This is a genomic window from Pedobacter sp. SYP-B3415, from assembly GCF_004138205.1.
GTDB lineage: Bacteria > Bacteroidota > Bacteroidia > Sphingobacteriales > Sphingobacteriaceae > Pedobacter.
This window is the reverse complement of the sequence record NZ_RXNQ01000007.1, coordinates 91,036-111,418: the sequence shown is the minus strand read 5'-3', so window position 1 is coordinate 111,418 and position 20,383 is coordinate 91,036. Positions and strand designations below refer to the sequence as shown.

The 20,383-nt window shown below is 48.6% G+C and carries 19 protein-coding genes; 9 read left to right on the top strand and 10 right to left on the bottom strand.

Annotation, left to right across the window (positions count from 1 at the left end; all coding sequences use genetic code 11):
* Position 1 precedes the first annotated feature (1 nt).
* From EJV45_RS04890 to EJV45_RS04845, 10 genes are all read right to left on the bottom strand, one after another.
* On the bottom strand, positions 2–1,501 hold the full coding sequence (locus tag EJV45_RS04890) for a GH3 auxin-responsive promoter family protein (protein WP_129714544.1): 1,500 nt from the start codon (positions 1,499–1,501) through the stop codon (positions 2–4).
* A 56-nt stretch (positions 1,502–1,557) separates the two neighbouring features.
* The gene (locus EJV45_RS04885) at positions 1,558–2,373 is read right to left on the bottom strand and encodes a hypothetical protein (RefSeq protein WP_129714543.1); all 816 of its coding nucleotides are present in this window, start codon (positions 2,371–2,373) and stop codon (positions 1,558–1,560) included.
* Positions 2,370–3,338 carry a glycosyltransferase gene (locus EJV45_RS04880; RefSeq protein ID WP_129714542.1) on the bottom strand — a complete coding sequence of 323 codons (969 nt, stop codon included), beginning with the start codon at positions 3,336–3,338 and terminating at the stop codon, positions 2,370–2,372. The genes EJV45_RS04885 and EJV45_RS04880 overlap by 4 nt, the downstream gene beginning before the upstream one ends.
* A gap of 17 nt (positions 3,339–3,355) precedes the next feature.
* The gene (locus EJV45_RS04875; RefSeq protein WP_129714541.1) at positions 3,356–4,309 is read right to left on the bottom strand and encodes a glycosyltransferase family 2 protein; all 954 of its coding nucleotides are present in this window, start codon (positions 4,307–4,309) and stop codon (positions 3,356–3,358) included.
* Between the two features lie 98 nt (positions 4,310–4,407).
* Entirely contained in the window at positions 4,408–4,977 is a 570-nt protein-coding gene (locus tag EJV45_RS04870) for a DUF4199 domain-containing protein (RefSeq protein WP_129714540.1), read from the bottom strand.
* 20 nt (positions 4,978–4,997) lie between these two features.
* Positions 4,998–5,666, bottom strand: coding sequence for a hypothetical protein (locus EJV45_RS04865; RefSeq protein ID WP_129714539.1), 669 nt, complete (start codon positions 5,664–5,666; stop codon positions 4,998–5,000).
* Positions 5,659–6,921 carry a dihydroorotase family protein gene (locus tag EJV45_RS04860; RefSeq protein WP_129714538.1) on the bottom strand — a complete coding sequence of 421 codons (1,263 nt, stop codon included), beginning with the start codon at positions 6,919–6,921 and terminating at the stop codon, positions 5,659–5,661. The genes EJV45_RS04865 and EJV45_RS04860 overlap by 8 nt, the downstream gene beginning before the upstream one ends.
* Positions 6,918–8,960 (bottom strand): BatA and WFA domain-containing protein, encoded by a 2,043-nt coding sequence (locus EJV45_RS04855; RefSeq protein ID WP_165304979.1) that lies wholly within the window; start codon positions 8,958–8,960, stop codon positions 6,918–6,920. The genes EJV45_RS04860 and EJV45_RS04855 overlap by 4 nt, the downstream gene beginning before the upstream one ends.
* A gap of 146 nt (positions 8,961–9,106) precedes the next feature.
* Complete coding sequence (locus EJV45_RS04850) at positions 9,107–9,391, bottom strand: hypothetical protein (protein ID WP_129714536.1); 285 nt, start codon at positions 9,389–9,391, stop codon at positions 9,107–9,109.
* 819 nt (positions 9,392–10,210) lie between these two features.
* Complete coding sequence (locus EJV45_RS04845) at positions 10,211–11,794, bottom strand: L,D-transpeptidase family protein (RefSeq protein WP_129714535.1); 1,584 nt, start codon at positions 11,792–11,794, stop codon at positions 10,211–10,213.
* Positions 11,795–12,067: 273 nt separating this feature from the next.
* Between EJV45_RS04845 and hisG the strand changes: the two genes are divergently transcribed.
* The 9 genes from hisG (at position 12,068) to EJV45_RS04800 (ending at position 20,378) form a co-directional block, all read left to right on the top strand.
* A complete protein-coding gene (hisG, locus tag EJV45_RS04840; protein ID WP_129714534.1) occupies positions 12,068–12,919 on the top strand; it encodes an ATP phosphoribosyltransferase in 852 nt (283 codons plus the stop codon).
* 57 nt (positions 12,920–12,976) lie between these two features.
* On the top strand, positions 12,977–14,281 hold the full coding sequence (hisD, locus tag EJV45_RS04835) for a histidinol dehydrogenase (RefSeq protein WP_129714533.1): 1,305 nt from the start codon (positions 12,977–12,979) through the stop codon (positions 14,279–14,281).
* An 11-nt stretch (positions 14,282–14,292) separates the two neighbouring features.
* The gene (gene hisC, locus EJV45_RS04830; protein ID WP_129714532.1) at positions 14,293–15,333 is read left to right on the top strand and encodes a histidinol-phosphate transaminase; all 1,041 of its coding nucleotides are present in this window, start codon (positions 14,293–14,295) and stop codon (positions 15,331–15,333) included.
* A gap of 265 nt (positions 15,334–15,598) precedes the next feature.
* On the top strand, positions 15,599–16,732 hold the full coding sequence (gene hisB, locus EJV45_RS04825) for a bifunctional histidinol-phosphatase/imidazoleglycerol-phosphate dehydratase HisB (protein ID WP_129714531.1): 1,134 nt from the start codon (positions 15,599–15,601) through the stop codon (positions 16,730–16,732).
* Positions 16,733–16,743: 11 nt separating this feature from the next.
* Positions 16,744–17,334, top strand: a complete 591-nt coding sequence (gene hisH / locus EJV45_RS04820; RefSeq protein WP_129714530.1) for an imidazole glycerol phosphate synthase subunit HisH — start codon at positions 16,744–16,746, stop codon at positions 17,332–17,334.
* Positions 17,335–17,338: 4 nt separating this feature from the next.
* On the top strand, positions 17,339–18,088 hold the full coding sequence (hisA, locus tag EJV45_RS04815) for a 1-(5-phosphoribosyl)-5-[(5-phosphoribosylamino)methylideneamino]imidazole-4-carboxamide isomerase (RefSeq protein WP_129714529.1): 750 nt from the start codon (positions 17,339–17,341) through the stop codon (positions 18,086–18,088).
* Positions 18,088–18,864 (top strand): imidazole glycerol phosphate synthase subunit HisF, encoded by a 777-nt coding sequence (gene hisF / locus EJV45_RS04810; protein ID WP_129714528.1) that lies wholly within the window; start codon positions 18,088–18,090, stop codon positions 18,862–18,864. The genes hisA and hisF overlap by 1 nt, the downstream gene beginning before the upstream one ends.
* 2 nt (positions 18,865–18,866) lie before the next feature.
* The gene (gene hisIE, locus EJV45_RS04805) at positions 18,867–19,475 is read left to right on the top strand and encodes a bifunctional phosphoribosyl-AMP cyclohydrolase/phosphoribosyl-ATP diphosphatase HisIE (RefSeq protein ID WP_129714527.1); all 609 of its coding nucleotides are present in this window, start codon (positions 18,867–18,869) and stop codon (positions 19,473–19,475) included.
* A 9-nt stretch (positions 19,476–19,484) separates the two neighbouring features.
* Positions 19,485–20,378, top strand: coding sequence for a WD40 repeat domain-containing protein (locus tag EJV45_RS04800; RefSeq protein WP_129714526.1), 894 nt, complete (start codon positions 19,485–19,487; stop codon positions 20,376–20,378).
* Positions 20,379–20,383 lie beyond the last annotated feature (5 nt).

The window sequence follows — 20,383 nt, the reverse complement described above, 5'->3', positions numbered from 1 at the left end:
TTTACAGCATCCAGCCTGAAAGTGCATCGGCAATTTTTCTGTCATTGCTTAACCTGGGAACCTTATTCTGGCCCCCCAGTTTCCCTTCCTGCTTCATGTAACCTACAAACGCATCTTTGGCCAGGCTGCGCATGACCAGCGGACGCAAAATCCTGCCGTCAATCAGGTCAAAATAGTAAATATTTTTCTTTTGAAGCGCCTCGTCTACCTTTTTGGCAAAAGCCTCAGGATTGGCGGGCGGAACGGAAAATTCAACAAACCATTCATGGTAAGGAAGTTCGCCTGCCGGCGGATTAACCTGCGGAGCTACCGTAAACTCGGTAATGCCAACCTGTTCTTCAGCTGCTACGCTCAGCAGCGCCTGCTCAACCTCCTCCCCGATCACGTGTTCGCCAAAGGCGGATATGAAATGTTTAATCCGACCCGTTACCACAATGCGATAAGGGTCTTTTGAAACGAACTTAACCGTATCGCCAATGCTGTATCCCCACAAACCCGCCGAGGTATTCAGAATAAGCGCATAATTTACATCCAGTTCTACGTCGGCAAGGCTTAAACGCGGCGGGTTTTCATCATAATAATTTGCGGCAGGGATAAACTCATAAAAGATCCCGGCATCGGCCAGCAACAGCAGCCCTTTCTCGGTCTGTGAGTCCTGGTAAGCAATAAACCCTTCAGAGGCAGGGTACGTTTCTATCGAATCCACACGACGCCCGATGCTCGCTTCAATCTTCGCCCGGTAGGGCTCAAAATTTACGCCGCCGTATACAAACAGGCTGAAATTGGGAAAAATGTCTTTGATTGGCTTTCCGCCGGAGACAGCAGTCAACCGGTCAAAATACATCTGCACCCAGGGCGGTATGCCTGAAATCAGCGTCATGTCCTCATGCAGCGTTTCCTTAACGATGGCGTCTACCTTCTCCTCCCAGTCTTCAATACAATTGGTCTGGTATGATGGCAGGCGGTTTCGCTGCAGGTATCCTGGCACATGGTGCGCAACGATGCCTGACAGGCGGCCTACAGAAATGCCATGTTTTTCGGTCATCTCCGGACTGCCCTGCAGAAAGATCATTTTTCCGTTAACAAAGTCGGCCTTCCCCGTTTCGTTAATATAGGTAAGTAAGGCATTTCGTGCAGCTTTGATATGCTCGGGCATCGATTCCTTTGATATGGGAATGTATTTTACACCCGATGTTGTACCTGAAGTTTTTGCAAAGTACAGCGGTTTTCCCGGCCAGGTCACGTCGCGCTCGCCATTTACCACACGGTCTATATAGGGCCTCAGCTGTTCGTAGTCGCGTATGGGTACCCGTACCCGGAAGTCTGCATGCTTATGAATAGACGCAAAATCATGATCGCGTCCAAATGCCGTATGTTTTGCTTTCTCAATCAGTTTGGCAAGCGTACGTTCCTGTGCAGCAACTGCATTCTTCTTCCATTTATTGATGCCCCTTACCACGAAGGCGGCGAGCGGCTTGCTTAAACTTGCTTTTATTCCCATGTCGGCGATAAAAAAATCAAACGGAGAAAACCCCGCAGGTAGCTAAACAACGTTCCTTAAACAATGTTGTGCAAGATATCGGGTTGGGCATCGCCCTTGTATTCCTGCATCATTTTGCGATAGGCAACCGTGAGGGAGACCGCCGATAAAGGCACTATGATAAATGAGCTGAGCACATTGATGATAAATGAAACAATGGGCCAGTGCAGGTAACTGAAGGCCAGGTACAACAGCTGGAAACCACCAAGCACCAACAGCAAGAGCAGGATCTTTGTAAAGTTACCTTTTGTTGTTGCCAGGCTGAGTTTGATTGATTCAAACGGCTGGGCTCCCTTGTCCAGAATAAAAAACGGGAAAAATGAAATACGCAGCCAGGTTATAAAAATAGCCAGGATTCCGATCGAGATAAAGATGCCGGAGATCAGATGAATGGTTTTTTGTGTCGTGATGACGTGCGTTTTGATCAGCAGAAATATGATTGGGAAGGGCACCAGTGTAACAAGCAGGTAAACGCCGATGATACACATCATGAAATAAAGCGTGGCAATCAGAAACCTGACAATCTGCAGCTTGGTGGGAATGGTGCCTACAATCGTAACATCGTTATCCTCATTGTCCAGCAGATGAAAAATGTACCGCAGCATGGAAAGGTTGATCGTAAAGTACATCAGGATAAACAAAAAAACCATCAGGATGCTCAGCGGCCGGCTCACTTCATTCAGAAAAAAAGCCATCAGGCTGCTCGCACTCGACGTAAGGAACATCAGAAAACACAGCGTGGCAATAGACAGGTAATGTTTTTTTGTAATTCCCCAGGCGCGCTGAATTACTTCATTAACTGCGAATGTGCTTTCCTTTAAAAACTCTATCATGATTGTTTAAACACAACTCTTTTGAAAAAGTCCTGAATAAAACCAAGACCATAGGCGACCAGTTGTGTAAAGGCCGCGATTACGCTCAAAAATGCAACTTTTAACGATTTATTTTGCAGCAGGGCGTGAAAAAATATCAACAAAAAATAAATACCAAATACGATATCGCCGGCAAGGGCAAGCGGCAGGTAGATGCCATGCAGCACCAGTACCCCGGCCAGGCCCAGCGTAAAAACAGCCGGAAAAAAATGTACCGCCTTAAGTTCGCCGGGGAAATGTTTGTAGATATTGATCCTTGCCCGGCCAAAGAAATGCAGTTGTTTATAAAACTGCCCGAAGCTTGTGCGCCGCTTGTGGTAAACATGCGCTTCGGGAATCAGCCCTATCTTAAAACCATTTTGCTGGATACGGATGCTGTACTCGATATCTTCTCCAAGCCTCGTTAAAATGAAGCCGCCGGTTTTCTCCCATACTTCGCGACTAAGCCCCATATTAAAACTGCGCGGATGAAACTGGCCGATGTGTTTTTTATTGCCTCTGATACCGCCTGTTGTAAACGGCGAGGTCATGGCGTAACTGATCGCCTTCTGAACGGGTGTAAAACTCTTATGTGCTGCATCCGGACCGCCGAAGGCGTCCAGGTCGTGTTCAAAAAGATAGTTACGTACCTTTTCAAGGTACTGTTTTGGGATCAGGCAGTCTGAGTCGAAAATGATAAAGTAATCGCCCTTTGCTTCGCGGAAGCCAAAATTCCGCGTGAAGCCCTGCCCTTCGTTCGGTTTATAAAAATACCGGATGTCCAGCTGACTTGCATATCCCTCCACAATCTCACGGGCGTCATGCGTTGAGCCATCTTCGATAACAAGCACCTCAAACTGCATATACGTTTGCCTGGTCAGCGTGTACAGCAGTTCTTTGATTTCCTGCGGACGGTTGTAGAGCGGAATGATGATCGAAAAGAACACGGCTGCTTGTATAAGGATTAATCGATCGTGGTCTCGATCAGGTATTCGTTTCGTTCAGGCGCATTCCGGGAAACCAGCTCGGCGATAAAGCCGGTCAGAAAAAGCTGCGAACCGACAACGATTGCTACCAGCGCGATATAAAAAAGCGGCTGGTCTGTGATGTCCCGTTTGTAACTAATGTGCGCTGAAAGATGGTACAGCTTTTCGCCGATGATCCACAGCGACATGGTGACACCGATAAAAAAGCTCAATACACCCAGGGTACCAAAAAAGTGCATAGGGCGCTTGCCGAATTTCCCTACGAAAAAGATAGACAGGAGATCAAGGAAACCGTTAATAAACCGGCTGAAGCCAAATTTTGTCGTGCCGTATTTCCGGGCCCGGTGTTCAACCACCTGTTCGCCGATACGGCTGAAACCGGCCCACTTAGCGATAACCGGTATATACCGGTGCATTTCGCCGTATACTTCGATGGTTTTGATCACATCGCTCCGGTAAGCCTTGAGGCCGCAGTTAAAGTCATTCAGCCTGATTCCGCTCATGCCACGTGTGGCCGCATTAAAAAGTTTCGTCGGAATGGTCTTGGTTATAGGATCATACCGTTTCTTTTTCCAGCCTGACACGATGTCGAACTTCTCCTCGCGAATGCGCCTGTAAAGTTCGGGAATCTCGTCCGGGCTATCCTGCAGATCAGCATCCATGGTGATTACTACATCACCCTGGCAGGCAGCGAAACCTACATTGAGTGCCGCCGATTTGCCGTAATTCCGCCTGAATTTAATGCCTTTCACCGAAGGATACGTTGCCTTCAGTTCGCCGATCACCTCCCAGCTCCGGTCTGTACTGCCGTCATCTATAAGCAAAACCTCATAACTGAACTGATTAGCCAGCATAACCTGGTCTATCCAGGCAACAAGTTCGGGCAGCGACTCATCTTCATTAAAGAGCGGTATGACGACAGATATATCCATTTTATACATAAAACTGTTTACAGGAACGTCCCTGTAAACAGTATATTTCTTTTGGCGCGAAGATCGTTAAAATTTTTGATTCGTGGTATGCAGCCGGCTCAGCCTTCAACAATGCGGTTGTTTTGCGTGTCGATATATACCGGGCGCTCCTTTTTGAAGATAGCCGCACCGATCAGGCTGATGATCGTACCAAAAAATGCAAGGAAGAGAATAACTCCGAAAGCAATCATCCAGATCATGTACTTACTCACCATTTCCACCTCCTGCTCTTCCTGCTCGGTTTTCGCGTTTGCGCGTGCTGTTTCAATGATTTGATCCATAGCACCGGGATCGAGCAATTTATAATAAAGCACCATCAGGATAGCCTGGAACAAACCAGCCAGCAGTGCCATTCTGAAGCCTGCAGAAAATGCCCGGCCAAAGGTCATAAAGCCGCCAAGCTCAGACTTGTGTTTCCATTGGGTGTAAAAAATAGCCAGGATAAACGGCACATACGTAAGCAGCGTGCTCAGCACCTTATGACCTATAGCGAGGTTTTTGTCTTGTGTGTCAATTCCTAATGCTTTAAATACGTACAGCAGGATGAGGGAATAGATCGCATAGATAACAGCAACCTGCAGGGCCAGCTGAGTTGGTTTTTTTTCAGATTCGATGATTTTCTGTTCCATAGTATGGTTTGGTTGAGTGGTTAACGGTTATAAGTGATAAGCAAGGCATAAACCGCGGTTTCGAACCCGCTGTTCCTGCTGTGGCTTGCCAGTTCTGCCAGGGCTTCTTCTCCGCCGTGCGGATTTTGGAAGAATGTCAGAAAGGGCACAAACAGCTCCTCCAGCTCTTCACCCTTGTCTACTTTTTCAGCAGCTTCACAGATTTGCCGGATATTGGTCTCTACAAGTTCCTGGTTACTGATCAGGCTTTCGTAAATCGCAAATTCGTCCTGAAACTCGTCATCTTCCACGAGCAGGAATTCTTTAAGAAAGTCGTCAAGTTCGGGACTGATGCCCTCATCCTGGCATTCCCTTATATATAGCAGAAGGTTAAGTAATTCTGTGCCGCGCTCAATGGTTTCCTCTTCGATGGCAGCCCACTCGTCACTTTCCAGGTAATCATCTTCAAGCTTTTGCACATCGCTGGCAAAAAAGTTGACCATCAGCAGGTCGAAGAATACTTCCCTTAAGGCCTCGAAGCGTGGGTGCTCGTCAAAAACGGCGTCAAACTTTTCGGTTTTTTCAAGAAAACCCTCGTCTCCCGAGAATACTGTCGTCAATTCGGCTTCCAGGTTTCCCGGCGCAGCACCTTCTACGGTAGCGAATCTGTTCAGGCTCGCTGCCAGTGTTGTTTTAATCTTATTATCCATTGCTATAAAGCTGATTGTTGTTGATAACTAGTTGAACCCTGCCCTGAAGCTCCTGTCCAAGCAACGGCGAGTTAACAGACAGCGAATAATTGTTGTCTTCGTTATAGGTCCACTTTTCTGTTGTATTGAACAGGGTAAGACTGGCTTTTGTTCCGGCGGCAATAGCGGGAACGTCGAGGCCAAGCACGTTCCGCGGACCTATAGCCAGACAGCGTACAATTTCTTCGGCCTTCAGTCCGGCCTTTACCAGCAGCGGAAGAACCGTTTGCAGCGCAATGATGCCATAATGAGCTATTTCGAACTCTACGTTTTTAAACTCCGTTTCTTCAGGCCGGTGTTGTGAACATACCGCATCTATTGTTCCGTCTTTCAGACCGGCAAGCAGCGCTTCGACATCAGCCTGACCACGCAGGGGCGGCTTTACTTTATAATGGCTGTCAAATTCGGCCAGGAGATCTTCGGTCATGCTCAGATGATGGGCCGCAACATCACAGGTGATACGAACCCCGTCCTGTTTTGCCTTGCGGATCAATTCTACCGAACCGGCTGTTGATACGGTGCTGATGTGTACACGCGCATCGTTATAGCGGGCCAAAAAGATATCGCGTGCAATTTGCATTTCTTCGGCAAGCGCCGGAAGTCCTTTCATGCCCAGTAACACACTGTTCGCACTTTCATTTATTTTTGCCTTACCGGCGATGGACCCATTCTCCGGGTAAACCATCAGCAAGCCATCAAAGCCTTTAAGGTATTGAAGCGCACGGCTCATAAAACCATCGTCTTTTACGGGACGGTCGCCGTCTGAAAACGCAATGGCCCCTGCAAGACGCATATCATACAGCTCGGCCAGTTCTTTGCCTTCCCGCTCCAGGCTTAGGGCGCCTACCGGAAAAATATCAGTCACCGCCCCCTTCGTCTTATTGAGGATGTACTGTACCTGCGACTTGGATTGCACCACCGGACTGGTATGTGGCATAAGCGCCACGCCGGTAAAACCTCCGGCCCGGGCAGCCGCCACCAGACTGTCTGTGTCTTCGCGGGTTTCAAAACCCGGATCGCCTGCAGCCGCGTTCAGGTCAAAAAATCCCGGCGAAAGGTACGCCCCGGCTCCGTCTATCTCCTGCTCATTGTTTCCGGCAACCAGCCCGCTGCCGATTTCGGCGATTATTCCGTTTTCAATGCGCAGATCTGCTTGCTGCCCGTTGTGACTGTTGCCGGGTTCGGTTATGATAACGTTTTTTAAAAGAAGGTTCATGAAGCTTTTTTGTTTCCTGAGTGGTTTAAAAATCTGATTAAAACGATTTCTGCAGCGATAAAGGCCAGCGCCAAAATTAGACAAAGTTTCCATAACTCTGTCCGGTTATTTTGGTCAGCAATGCCCGCAGACAGCGAATCGTTTCGCATATCTATCAATTGTATCTTGTTGTTGTTTCCCAGTCTGCGCAGTGTTTCATTGTCTGCATAGCGCATATCAGATTCATTTCTCCCTGTGTTGAAGGCGTACGCTGCGAGTGTTTCTGTATTGCGGCGCAGGGTGTAGAAATCCTGTTTCCGGGCCTGGTCGGCGATGTAAAGCGAAGTGTGTCCCGCCTGCCGCTGCAGCTCGGGCAGAATTTTAGTAGTTCCCGAAACCAGCTTGGGCATGTTTTTCTCTGACAGTGTAACCGGTGGCGCAGGCAGCGTGGCATCCCGACCCAGCGTATAATACAATGCCGGCCGGTGTCCGGCAGCAAGCGCCGTATTCAGCAGCATAGGCACAACAACCGGGTGGCGATAAAAGTCGCCGGCTTTTGGATCGGGGCTAACCAGACTCAGATAGACCCGTCCGCTGCCCTGGGGAAAAACGGAAAATGCCGGCCGGTTGCCAGGCATGGTCAATACATCTTCGCGGGCCATCCGTGTGTTCTCAAGCTGAAAAAAACCCTTTATTTCCGGCAACGACATATTTCGCGGCACTGCATCAAATACATTACTGAAAAGGGGATGTCTGAGGTTAATTGCTGTTACCCTTGTCGAACTTGTATCAACGCTCAAAAATCCAGGCAGTTTAAGTGCACGCAAAAATCCGTTATAAGTTTGAGGTGCCGCATCGGCGGCGGGTATAAGAAGCAGACTGCCACCCTGAGCAACAAAATCCCTGAGCCGTATGGCAAGGCCGTCAGATGGCTGCTGCACGCCATTGAGCACCACCAGGCTGTATATATTAAAATCGGCAACGTTAATCGCAGCTTCGCTGACTTCCGCAGTTTTAAAAAACGGCTCGGCAGCGAGTAAGGCACTGATCTGGCTACCCGCATTGCGACCCTGGATCTGCAACACAGACTGGCCCGACTTCACTTCAAACGTGAATAAAAAACGATCGTCGAAAGTGATTGGAAAATCTTTGATGATAAGTTCGCCGCGCTGCCAGCCCGCGCCAGGGCCGCTGAACGATAGGGTATCGGTTATGCTCTTTTCCGCAGGAACCGTCAGGCTGCTTACAGCCTTTTGTGTTCCGTTGAGAAGTAACCTCAACGGCACATGATCGGCGTTTCGTGTCCCGTAATTACGAACGCGCACAATGATCATCTCCGCTGCGGCGGGCCTGTGCACAGGCACTTCGGTCCATACGCTGTCGATAGCCACATTTGGCTGCGGATTGGCCTGCAGTTTTACAAACGCTCCCCGTGTGCCCGCCTCGGTTTGCATGGGTTTGGTACCGGTAAAGGTCTGTTGAAAATCTGAAAGGATATAAAGCTGGCGCGCTGCCCTACCCGAGAAAACAGCCTGCTGCCGGTTCAAAACCTGCTGCAGGGTTCTGCCTGCTGCACTGATCTTCACTTCATCTACGGCAGAAATGAATGCCTCCCGGCTAAGGAGACGCTGGTGAGCACCTTCAAAATCGTTTGTCAATAACTGGAAACGGTCATTCAGGTTGTATGATGCCGCAATTTCCTTTGCACGGCGTTTGGCCTCATCAAGCAGGCTGCCGTCTTTGTTCACGGCATCCATGCTGTAAGAATTGTCGATATAAATGCTTACGGAAATCCCTTCATCCGGACCCGGAGACTGCCCGGAATTTATAAACGGACGGGCAAAAGCCAACACAAGAAAAACGATCGACAGGATTCGCGCAGCAAGAACGAGCAGATTTTTTAGCTTTTCGCGCGACGCGTTGCGCTCTTCGATTTCCCTGATAAAGGCGACGTTGCTGAAATTTACTTTTTTAAATTTCCTGAAATTAAAAAGATGGATGATTACCGGAATGGCCGCCGCAAAGAGTGCAAAAAGAAAACCCGGATAGAGGAAATTCATCAAAAAACAAAGATATGATTTTTCGGGGTTAATGGCGCATTCGCGAAACATGGATTGAAAGCAATCGAGATTTGAGATGTGAGATTTGAGTCCTGAGACCTGCAGTCGTATATAGGCGTTCGTATTTAGACAGGGTGCAAAAACCCTCAGCCGGTTGTGGCGATGGAGGGGTGTGCGCCGCGGTCTTTCGTCCTGGCTCCATTTTCTTTGGTCTCATTCGGTTTCTGCGCCGCGGTCTTTCGTCCTGGTCCTTTTTCTTTGGTCCTCCTGCCCTCCTGCCTAACGGTCGCCGCTACCTCTTCGCAGGAGATCCCCCGCCGTTGCGTTTCAGCAAAAACGGTATGACGCAAACGCGCTTCGGGATGACGGCATGGGGAAACTCCGGTGGCGCTTGGCAAAATATGGGATTGGGCTACCTGGTCCTGACTCATGATTCACTGTTGTCCGGAGAAAGTTTTGCGAAAGCCTATAGTTCTTTGGTTGCCAACTAACGTGAAACTGTGGTATCGGACCGCTCACCGCCGCGGGGGTTCCTTCTTTTTGGCGAAAAAGAAGCAACCTGAGGCATAGCCGAAAGCGTTCGTACCTTTGAAAACCACACAAAAGAGACGAACAAACCGCTCCGGCTGTGTATCTCTTCTTGCATAAAAGCATCAAAAGTCCGACGGCGGCGGGAAAAGGCCCGGCTGTTCTCAGCCTTAGACGCAAAACGGCGTTATGAGTGGTTATGCGCCATGGTCTTGGTTCATGATTCATTGCTCCTTATTCCCAAAGAGTTCCCCTCCTTGGTTCCTCCCGACCTCCTTGGAACAGTGCAAGACTTTTAATACTTTTCTGCGGCGAGAAGATACAAGCCGGTTCGCACCTATCAGTGGCAATAATCAGGCAAAACCGTCATCAAAACCGCCGCCTGTACGTAAAACCCGCAGACATAGAATACAGGGGGGCTTGATCAGAAGACTCAGGCAAATACTGTTTTGAGACTGTTCAGAAGGATCTTATTTCATTAAGCCAATTTTTACCGGACAACAATGACTCATGGTTCATGGTTCCTGCCTTCCGTTGATCCACACAGAGCAGAGGTCGGAAGGATGTAACTGGGACTCTTCGCTGCGCGCTGAATGACCCGTGCGGGGATTCGTATGAGCGGGTTTACGACGCGGTCTTTCCTCCTTATTCTTTCTTCTTTGGTCACACTGAAAGTCCGGGTCTTGTCATTATTCCTGGTTCATGGCTCGACGGAGTCATTCCTACCCCGCAGCGTATTTCTTCAATGATCGCCAAAGAATTTCATCATGGCCATAAACATCCGGACGGAACTCTACCTTTCCATTCTGAGGCCATGCGGTCTGATAATTAATCAGCAGATAGACCGGTTTTTTTGTACCAAACCATTTTGGCCTGAGCTGGTAAGTGTTGGCTGTATCCCGCTTTCTTTCCTGCTTTTTACGGAATAGCGGCATCTTGTTGGTATCGAGCGGCGGCAGATCAACCTCCATTCGGAGGAGATCATATTGCGACTTGTTCCTCACAAGCAATTCAGCAAACTCAAGCGGTTTTTCAATACGTACACAGCCGTGGCTAATGGCGCGGTTACGCAGTTTAAAGCCATATTTATTATTCGTATCATGCAGGTAAATGCTCGACCCGTTGTTAAATATGAACTTAAATTTCCCAAGCGCGTTCCCTTCGCCCGAACCCTGCTTAAACTGATAGGGCAGTTTATTCCGTGGGTATTTGCTCCATTGAATGGTATCGGGCTCGCCAATTTCCACTCCCTTCCTGTACACTTTGATATTGCTGTTCGAGAGGTAATACGGATCTTTCAGCGCCTGGTAATAAATCTCGCTTTGCGCAATGCTGACAGGAATATTCCAGATCGGGTTGGCCTGTATCGAGTTGATGCGGCTTACAAGCAAAGGCGTCTCATGATTTTTAGGCTTGTCGTCAAGGCTGCCGCTCTTCAGGTATCGCTTGATTTTTTCTTCATACGCCCGTTCGCGCCGGCCACCCACACAGACCTTCATAAATGCCAGGGTATCTGTTTTATCAAACCAGGTAAGTGAAAAATCAGGAATATTGACCACGACCATTTCTTCGTCTTCGTTTTTTGGCAGCTGCCAGCGTAATCTTTCCAGATTAACTTTCATGACCTGCAGCGTATTCGCATCTGCGCCCGATCTCCGGTACGCCGCCAGGGCTGCCTGCATTTGCCTGTACTGTTCGCCAGCGGGCTGAACCGACTCAAGTGTTGCAAGAAGATTATCGGTCTGAAGCACCTTTTGCATAAAGGCACTGTCGGGCCTTCCGATCTTGATATAAAATCTGTTTAGCAGTTTGCGCGGGTTGACCGCACCATATTTCAGGAAATTACTGTATTTAAGTAGTCCTTCCGCCACGTTCAGTTCAAGGGCAGCCACAACAGGGTATACCTCGTCAATAGATGTAAAACGGTTGGCATTTAACTGCGACAGGAGCTTGTCGATCTGCTGCAGGCGAAAAATTTTTGGATCAAGTCCGTGTGTATCCGCCCGTTTGATGTAATCCCGAAGGGAATCCAGTCCACCGTCAGCAAAAAACGATTGTACAAGATGCGGTTCATACCCTTGCGATGCATAAACTTCGGCGATCGTTTTCGGGTTGGAAAAGTGTGTAGCCAGACTGTCAGCGATCCGCCTGAATACGGGAATGTAGGCAGCCGTATCAAATTTTTTGTACAGTTTATTATCAAGGTGTTCGGCAAGGACCACGCCAACTTCAGGCACTGGCTTAAACCAGTTACAGGCACTGAGACACAAGACAAGGGGAATGATTAAGCGTAAATTTCTATTCAAAACAGACAAAGATAAGTGACCGGAGGCCGCTCCTGACCTCCCCGCGGCGATTACTCAAATAAAATGCCATATTTTTTTGATTTTGGCCGTGTTTGGCTATATTTGCCGCCACCTACTTATTATTGATAGAGATAGCAGGAACATTAGATGAACCTTATTTTGAAACACCATTTGCATTTCCACCATCGCCGCCAGGCGATGTAATGTGTATGTTTTGTACTTCAAAACGGTTTATCAGAATATTTTCTTGTTTCAATCCATAATCAATATTTAGTGAAGACACTTAAAATTGCCATCCAAAAATCTGGCAGACTCAATGAAAAATCGGTAGAGATCCTTAAAACCTGCGGTCTTTCATTCGAAAACTACAAAAGCTCCCTTATTTCTACAGTTACCAATTTTCCGCTTGAAATCCTTTTCCTGCGCGATGATGATATTCCTGAATACGTACAGGACGGCATTGCCGATCTCGGCATCGTTGGCGAAAATGTAATCGAAGAGACAGGTGCCGATGTCCATTATCTCCAGAAACTCGGCTTTGGTAAATGCACCCTGAAAATTGCCGTACCTGCTACAGAAAACTACACCAGTATCGAACAGCTAAACGGTAAGGCGATCGCTACCTCTTACCCGGTCATTCTGGAAAACTTTTTGAAATCCAAAGGTGTCGAATCTCAGATCCGTGTAATCAGCGGTTCGGTTGAGATCGGTCCGGGCTTGGGTCTGAGCGATGCGATTTGCGACATTGTATCAACGGGCGGCACGTTGAAAAGTAACGGCTTAAAGCCTTTTGCAGATGTGATGCGTTCAGAAGCTGTGCTGATTGCGAACCGCTCGGTTCAGGATGCTCCGGAGGTTGCCGAGCTGCTGCAGCGCATCCGTTCTGTCCTCAAAGCAAAGTCCAATAAATACGTTGTTCTGAACGTTGAAAAGTATAACCTCGATAAAGTTGTCGCATTACTTCCCGGCGTTAAAAGCCCGACAATCGTTCCGCTTTTTGAAGAGAACTGGGTGGCGGTGCACTCCGTAATTGCGGAAGAAGATTTCTGGGATAAAATCAACAGCCTGAAGGCTGCCGGTGCAGAAGGCATCCTGGTAATGCCGATCGAAAAAATTATTGTTTAGATCCGGTTATCCGCCTGAAGCGGACTTAACTTAAAGTTAACTACTAAACTTAACAACTTGAAAATCTATAATTTTAAGGACTTATCTGAACAAGACATTAAGACATTATGTTCGCGCAGCCTTGACGATGATGAGCAGGTCGCAGAAACTGTTCGCGAAATCCTGACGGGAGTGAGCGATGAAGGCGACGCCCTGCTTTATAAACTTGCAGAGCGGTTTGATGGCGTAAAACTTAAGAGTCTGTTTCTTGATCACACTGAGCTGGCTGATATAGCTGCCGCTATCCCGGAGGAGGCACGCGCAGCAATCGATACCGCGGCGGCCAACATTCGCGCCTTCCATGCTTCACAACTGCACGTCGAAGGGAAAACGGAGACGATGCCCGGTGTGACCTGCTGGCGGGAAAGCCGGCCTATTGAATCGGTAGGCCTGTATATTCCCGGAGGTTCTGCCGTGCTTCCCAGCACTTTCCTGATGCTCGTTATTCCGGCTTTACTGGCGGGCTGCAAGGAAATCGTGGTTTGTTCTCCGCCGCAGGCTGACGGTAAGACGAACTGTTACCTGGCCTATTGCGCGGTGTTACTTGGCATAGAGCGAATTTACCTGGTCGGCGGTGCTCAGGCCATTGCAGCGATGGCGTACGGAACGGAAACTATCCCTGCCGTTAGCAAGATCTTCGGTCCGGGCAACCGCTTTGTCACCGCAGCCAAACAGCTTGTGCAGGATCGGGTGGCAATCGACATGCCCGCCGGACCGTCTGAGGTTCTGGTGCTCGCCGACGAGACTGCCAATTCGGCATACCTTGCTTCTGACCTCCTTGCACAGGCCGAACATGGCCCTGATTCCCAGTCAATACTGGTTGCTACTTCAAGTCAGATTTTAGAAGAAACAAAGATTCAGTTGTCGTTACAGCTTGCCTTGTTGCCAAGAAAAGACGTTGCAGCCAAAGCATTGGCAAACTCGTATATGGTACTGGTTGAAAGTCTTGAGGAGGGCATGATCTTCTCCAATCACTATGCGCCCGAGCACTTGATATTGGCAACAGATCGTTTTGAACGCGTTATTCCCATGATAGTCAATGCCGGGTCGGTGTTTCTTGGCAACCTGACCCCCGAAAGTGCTGGCGACTACGCGTCGGGTACAAACCATACACTGCCTACAAGTGGTTTCGCCAGAGGGTACTCGGGCGTATCTGTTGATTCTTTTTTAAAGAAGATCACCTTCCAGCACATTACCGCTGGCGGACTCAAAAATCTTGGTCCGACAGTCGAAACACTTGCATCAGCCGAAGGCCTGGAAGCGCATCGGAATGCCGTTCATATCCGCCTGGAGCGGCTCAGGAAAGCAGATAACAACGCTTAATATCATACACAATGAATATCAACGACCTCGTAAGAGAAAATATACAGAAACTCAGTCCCTACTCGACCGCCCGAGACGAGTTTAAGGGGCAGGCATCGGTATTTCTTGATGCCAACGAAAACAGCTTCGGCTCTCCCCTCCCGGCTGACTACAACCGCTATCCCGATCCATTACAACTCGACCTCAAAGAAGCGATAGGCCGCATTAAAGGAGTCCCGATAGAAAACACTTTCCTTGGAAATGGATCTGATGAAGCCATAGACCTGCTTTACCGTGCTTTTTGTAACCCGGGGAGAGACAACGTTATTCTCGTACCTCCAACCTATGGTATGTACGAGGTGTCAGCGAATATAAATGACGTGGCAGTCAGAAAAGTAAGCTTGTTACCTGATTTTCAGCTTGACCTGAACGGCATCGCAGAATCAATCGACGCAAATACCAAACTGATCTTCGTTTGCTCACCCAATAACCCTACCGGCAATTCAATTAACAGGCAGGATATTGAGACCCTGCTTACGAACTTCAAAGGCTTGGTGGTTATCGATGAGGCATACATCAACTTTTCAAGACAGCATACCTTTATCCGCGAATTGACTGAATATGCTAACCTGGTGATTCTGCAAACCTTCTCAAAAGCCTGGGGCCTGGCGGCGCTGCGTTTAGGGATGGCCTTTGCCTCATCACAGATCATTGATGTGCTCAACAAAATTAAGCCACCATACAACATTAACCAGGCCACGCAGGATCTTGCTCTTGAGGCGCTTAAGAATGTTGATCAGGTGAATGACTGGATTAAACAAACCGTAGCGCAACGTAATGCGCTGAGTGATGCGCTCACAACATTGCCGCTGGTTAAGCAGGTCTACCCTTCTGATGCAAACTTCATCCTGGTAGAAGTCACCGATCCCGGACGAATCTACGACCGGCTGGTAGACGACGGCATCATTGTGCGCGACAGATCAAAGGTAACGCTCTGCGAAGGCTGCCTCCGGATAACGGTCGGCACACCAAAAGAAAATGAGCTGCTGCTGGAGCGGCTGAAAAACTATTGATTGTTAGATATGAGATGTGAGATATGAGATGTTAGATATGAGACTGGGTGCAAAGCCCCTCGACTTTCCAAATTGGCGCGTTGATTTTAGGCGGTAGTCTCACATCTCAGGACTCAAATCTCAAGACTATTGTTAGATATGAGATGTTAGATATGAGATGTTAGATATGACTGGGTGCAAAGCCCCTCGACTTTCCAAATTGACGCAGGATTTTTAGGCGGTAGTCTCAAATCTCAGGACTCAAATCTCAAGACTGAATAACAGCATGAAAAAAATACTCTTTATAGACCGTGATGGAACGCTGATTCTCGAACCGGAGGATGAGCAGATCGACAGTTTTGCAAAACTGAAGTTCTATCCGAAATCGCTGCATTACCTGAGCAAAATTGCGCGTGAACTCGATTTTGACCTCGTTATGGTTACCAATCAGGACGGCCTTGGAACAAGCTCACATCCCGAAGAAAACTTCTGGCCGGTGCACAATTTTATCCTGGATACCTTTTCAGGCGAAGGCGTAGACTTTACGGAGGTAATCATTGACCGGACTTTTGCGCATGAAAATGCCCCTACACGTAAGCCGCAAACAGGGCTATTGTTACATTATCTGGCAGAAGGATACGACCTGGCTAACTCATTCGTTATCGGCGACAGGCTTAATGATGTGATCCTGGCAAAAAATCTCGGTGCCCGCGCTATTTACCTGCGTCAGAACGATCACCTGGGTAAACATGAACTTCTTGATAAATACGAAACACTCGAAGACATCATCGCACTTGAAACCACCGATTGGGCAGAGGTCTATACCTTTCTTCGCTCCGGCAGCCGCTGCATCAGTCACACCCGCGACACGAATGAAACGAAAATCAGTGTAAAGCTTGACCTCGACGGAACCGGTAAAGCTTCTGTCTCAACAGGCCTCCACTTTTTTGACCACATGCTTGACCAGATTGCCCGTCATGGCGGCATTGATCTTCACGTGGAGACAAAAGGCGACCTGCATATCGACGAACACCATACAATCGAAGATACCGGGATTGCGCTCGGTGAAGCGTTTGCCAGGGCCTTAGGCAACAAACTTGGCATTGAACGTTACGGTTTCTGCCTGCCCATGGATGATTGCCTGGCACAGGCGGCGATTGACTTCGGCGGCCGCAACTGGATCGTCTGGGATGCAAAGTTCAGCCGGGAGAAAGTCGGCGATATGCCCACCGAGATGTTCTTCCACTTCTTCAAATCATTCAGCGATGCTGCAAAATGCAACCTGAATATCAAAGCAGAAGGCGAAAACGAGCACCATAAAATCGAAGCGATATTTAAGGCATTCGCAAAAGCCATAAAAATGGCCATTAAACGTGATCCCGAAAAAATGGTCTTACCAAGTACAAAAGGATTGTTATAAACGTATCTGATATGATAGGCATTATAAACTACGGCGCCGGAAACATCTTTTCCCTTACAGCCGCACTGGACAGACTTGGTCTGCAGTTCGACATGGTAAATACTGAGGCTGAACTTGAAAGCTACAGCCACATTATTATACCCGGCGTAGGCCACGCGGGAGCCGCCATGCAAAAACTGCGGGCAACAGGCCTTGTTGAACCGATCTGCAGGCTGACCAAACCCGTACTGGGCATATGCGTTGGCATGCAACTGCTTACAGCGCATTCTGAAGAGGGCGACAGCGATCTGCTGAACATCATCCCGCTGCGTACCCGTTTGTTTGATAAAGAGCTGGGAATCAAAATACCACACATGGGCTGGAACACCGTTCAGCACCAAAACAATTTACTGTTTCAGGGTGTTGATGAATTTGCACAATTCTATTTTGTGCATTCGTATTTTATTGAATATAAGCCTATTTTTGACATCGCTTCGGTAACCTATGGAAACCGGTTCTCTGCGGCAATTAACAGGGATAATTTTTACGGCGTGCAGTTCCACCCAGAAAAGTCTGGTGCTGCCGGCGAGCAACTATTGAAAAACTTCAGCAACATAACTTAGAAAAATGTACATAATTCCCGCCATCGATATCCTGGACGGAAAGGTCGTTCGCCTGCGCGAAGGTGATTACAACCAAAAAACTGAATACGATGTTTCGATCGCAGAGATGATCGAGAAATACCAGTCAAACGGAACCGATTTTATCCATATCATTGACCTGAACGGTGCCAAAGGCGACTTTAGCAACCAGAAAACGCTTTTTGATATTATCAAAAAAACAGAAATGCGCGTTCAGTATGGCGGCGGTATCCGCACCATCGATCAGGTTACAGAGCTGCTTGACTCAGGTATTCAGCGCGTCATTGTAGGTACGCAGGCTATCACCAACCCTTCGTTTCTGGAAGAGCTGAGCCGGGAAGTCGGCAAAAAAGAAGACCATGCCAACCGCATCGTTATCGCCATCGACGTGCTTGACGAAGTGATCAAGTATTCAGGGTGGATGGAAAGCTCGCCCATCAAACTGATGGATTATGTTGACCGCTGTCTGCAACTGGGCTTTTTCAGGTTCCTTTGCACGGATATTAACAAGGACGGAAAACTGGGCGGCGCAGCCATAGAACTTTACGAAAAGTTATTAAACCACTCCCCTTTTATCAAACTGATCGCCTCCGGCGGAATCAGCTCCATGCAGGACATCGAAGATCTGGCAAAGCTGAACATTCGCAGCTGTGTTGTCGGTAAGGCGATCTACGAAAACCGTATCAGTATCGAAGAGATTAAAGCCTGGAATCTCAAGGCCATGACATCGCTCTAATGCTCAGTAAAAGAATTATCCCCTGCCTTGATGTAAAAGACGGGCGTACTGTAAAAGGAATCAATTTTGTCGACCTGCGGGATGCCGGAGACCCGGTAGAACTGGCCGCTCAGTATGCACAGCAGGGCGCTGATGAACTGGTCTTTCTCGACATTACAGCCACACACGAGAAACGCAAAACCACCATCGAGATGGTGAAGTCTGTAGCCCGGCAGCTGAACATTCCCTTCACCATTGGTGGCGGAATAAGTTCTGTTGCGGATGCAGAAGCGCTGCTCAGCGCCGGAGCCGATAAAGTAAGTATCAATTCGGCAGCAGTACGAAATCCGCAGCTCATTGAAGATCTCGCGGAGGCTTTCGGCGTACAGTTCGTGGTTCTCGCTGTCGATACCCGGCAGATTGAAGGCAAAAACCTCGTTCACCTGAACGGCGGCCGACTGGTTACAGCCATCGAGACCGAAACCTGGATCAAAGATGCTGAAACACGCGGTGCGGGCGAGATTCTCCTAACGTCAATGGATCACGATGGAACCAAACAGGGCTTCGATTGTACGCTGCTACGAAAGATCAACGACAGCATCAATATTCCGATCATCGCATCAGGCGGCGCCGGAAAAACGGCCGATTTTACAGATGTGTTTTTAAATGCAAACGTAGATGCCGCCCTTGCTGCATCGGTTTTCCATTATGGCGAGATTCTGATACCTGAACTAAAAAAAGAACTTAAGGCACATAACATTCCGGTCAGGCTGCAGCCTGATCGCATAATACAATAAAAATGAATATATTTTCCGGACCGGCTGAAGCAGATTGGAGCAAGGGCGAAGGCATGCTGCCTGCCGTTGTTCAGGATGCAAGTACCCTTGAAGTGCTGATGCTTGGGTACATGACCAGAGAGGCACTCGAACAAACCATCAGCGAGGGTAAGGTAACATTCTTTTCGCGTTCGAAAAACCGGCTTTGGACTAAAGGCGAAAGCAGCGGAAACTTTTTGCTGCTGAAAGACCTCTATCTCGACTGCGATCGGGATACGATCCTGATCAAAGCCGATCCGATTGGTCCGACATGCCATACCGGAAACCGGAGCTGTTTTGATACTCCATATAATCAGAACTTTGTTTTTGAACTGGAACGTATCATCGAAGACCGCTACACCAACCCTGCTGAAGGCTCTTACGTAAACAAACTGCGAAACAAGGGCCTGAATAAAATTGCCCAAAAGGTTGGCGAAGAAGGTGTTGAAACGGTAATTGCCGCCCTGGCTGAAACCGACGAGGATTTTATCAATGAGGCTTCAGACCTGGTGTTTCACCTTTCTGTGCTGCTGCGCGAGAAAGGCCGCAGCTGGAAAGATGTTGCCCTCAACCTGGAAAAAAGACACCGATAACCTACGCGCATGCTTCACCTGAAGAAAACATTGCCGGGACACCAAAACCCGGTTTATGCCCTGGCGGCAGATTCCTCCCGGCCTTTTTTTTATACGGCAGGGAACGACAAAGGCGTGGTTGAGTGGGCTGCAGACTCGCTTTCTTTTTCTAAGGTACTCATGCCGGTAGCGAGTTCCGTTTATGCCCTTCATGTGTATGAAAACAAATTATTTGCGGGCCAGAAAAGCGGTCTGATCGAAGCATTCGATTTTTCAACCGGCGGAACAACACAAATGCCCGCGCATAACAAAGCGGTGTTCGCCTTGCAGGGAATCCCGCAGAAAAACGAACTGGTATCATGTGGGGAAGACGGCATATTGACTGTATGGTCGGCAGATAGTCTACAGCATTTGTATCAGCTGCAGGTAAGCCCGGCCACAGCGCGTTGCCTGGCCCTGTCGCCCGGCGGACAGGAATTGGCTGTGGGCTCCAAAGACAACCTTATTCGCATCTATGATACGACAGACTACAGCCTGCGTGCAGAAATTGCCGGCCATCAGGGGCCGGTTACATCACTCAGGTACGCCCCGGACGGCACATGGCTGCTGTCGGGTTCCCGCGATGCGCAGGTAAAAAAATGGTCTGCCGGTAATTATGAGGAACTGACAAATCTCCCTGCACACCTCTTTGCCGTATATGGCATCGTCTTTCATCCCTCGCTCCCCTATTTCGCAACCTGCAGTCAGGATAAAAGCATCAAACTTTGGAGCGCTGACGATTTCAGGCTGTTGAAGATTCTTAGCATTGACAAAGCGGGTTCCGGCCATACCCACTCTGTAAACACAATATCATGGACTCCCGACGGAGATTCACTGCTTTCAACCGGCGATGACAAACTTGTCCAGGTCTGGACCTGGAACTAGCCACC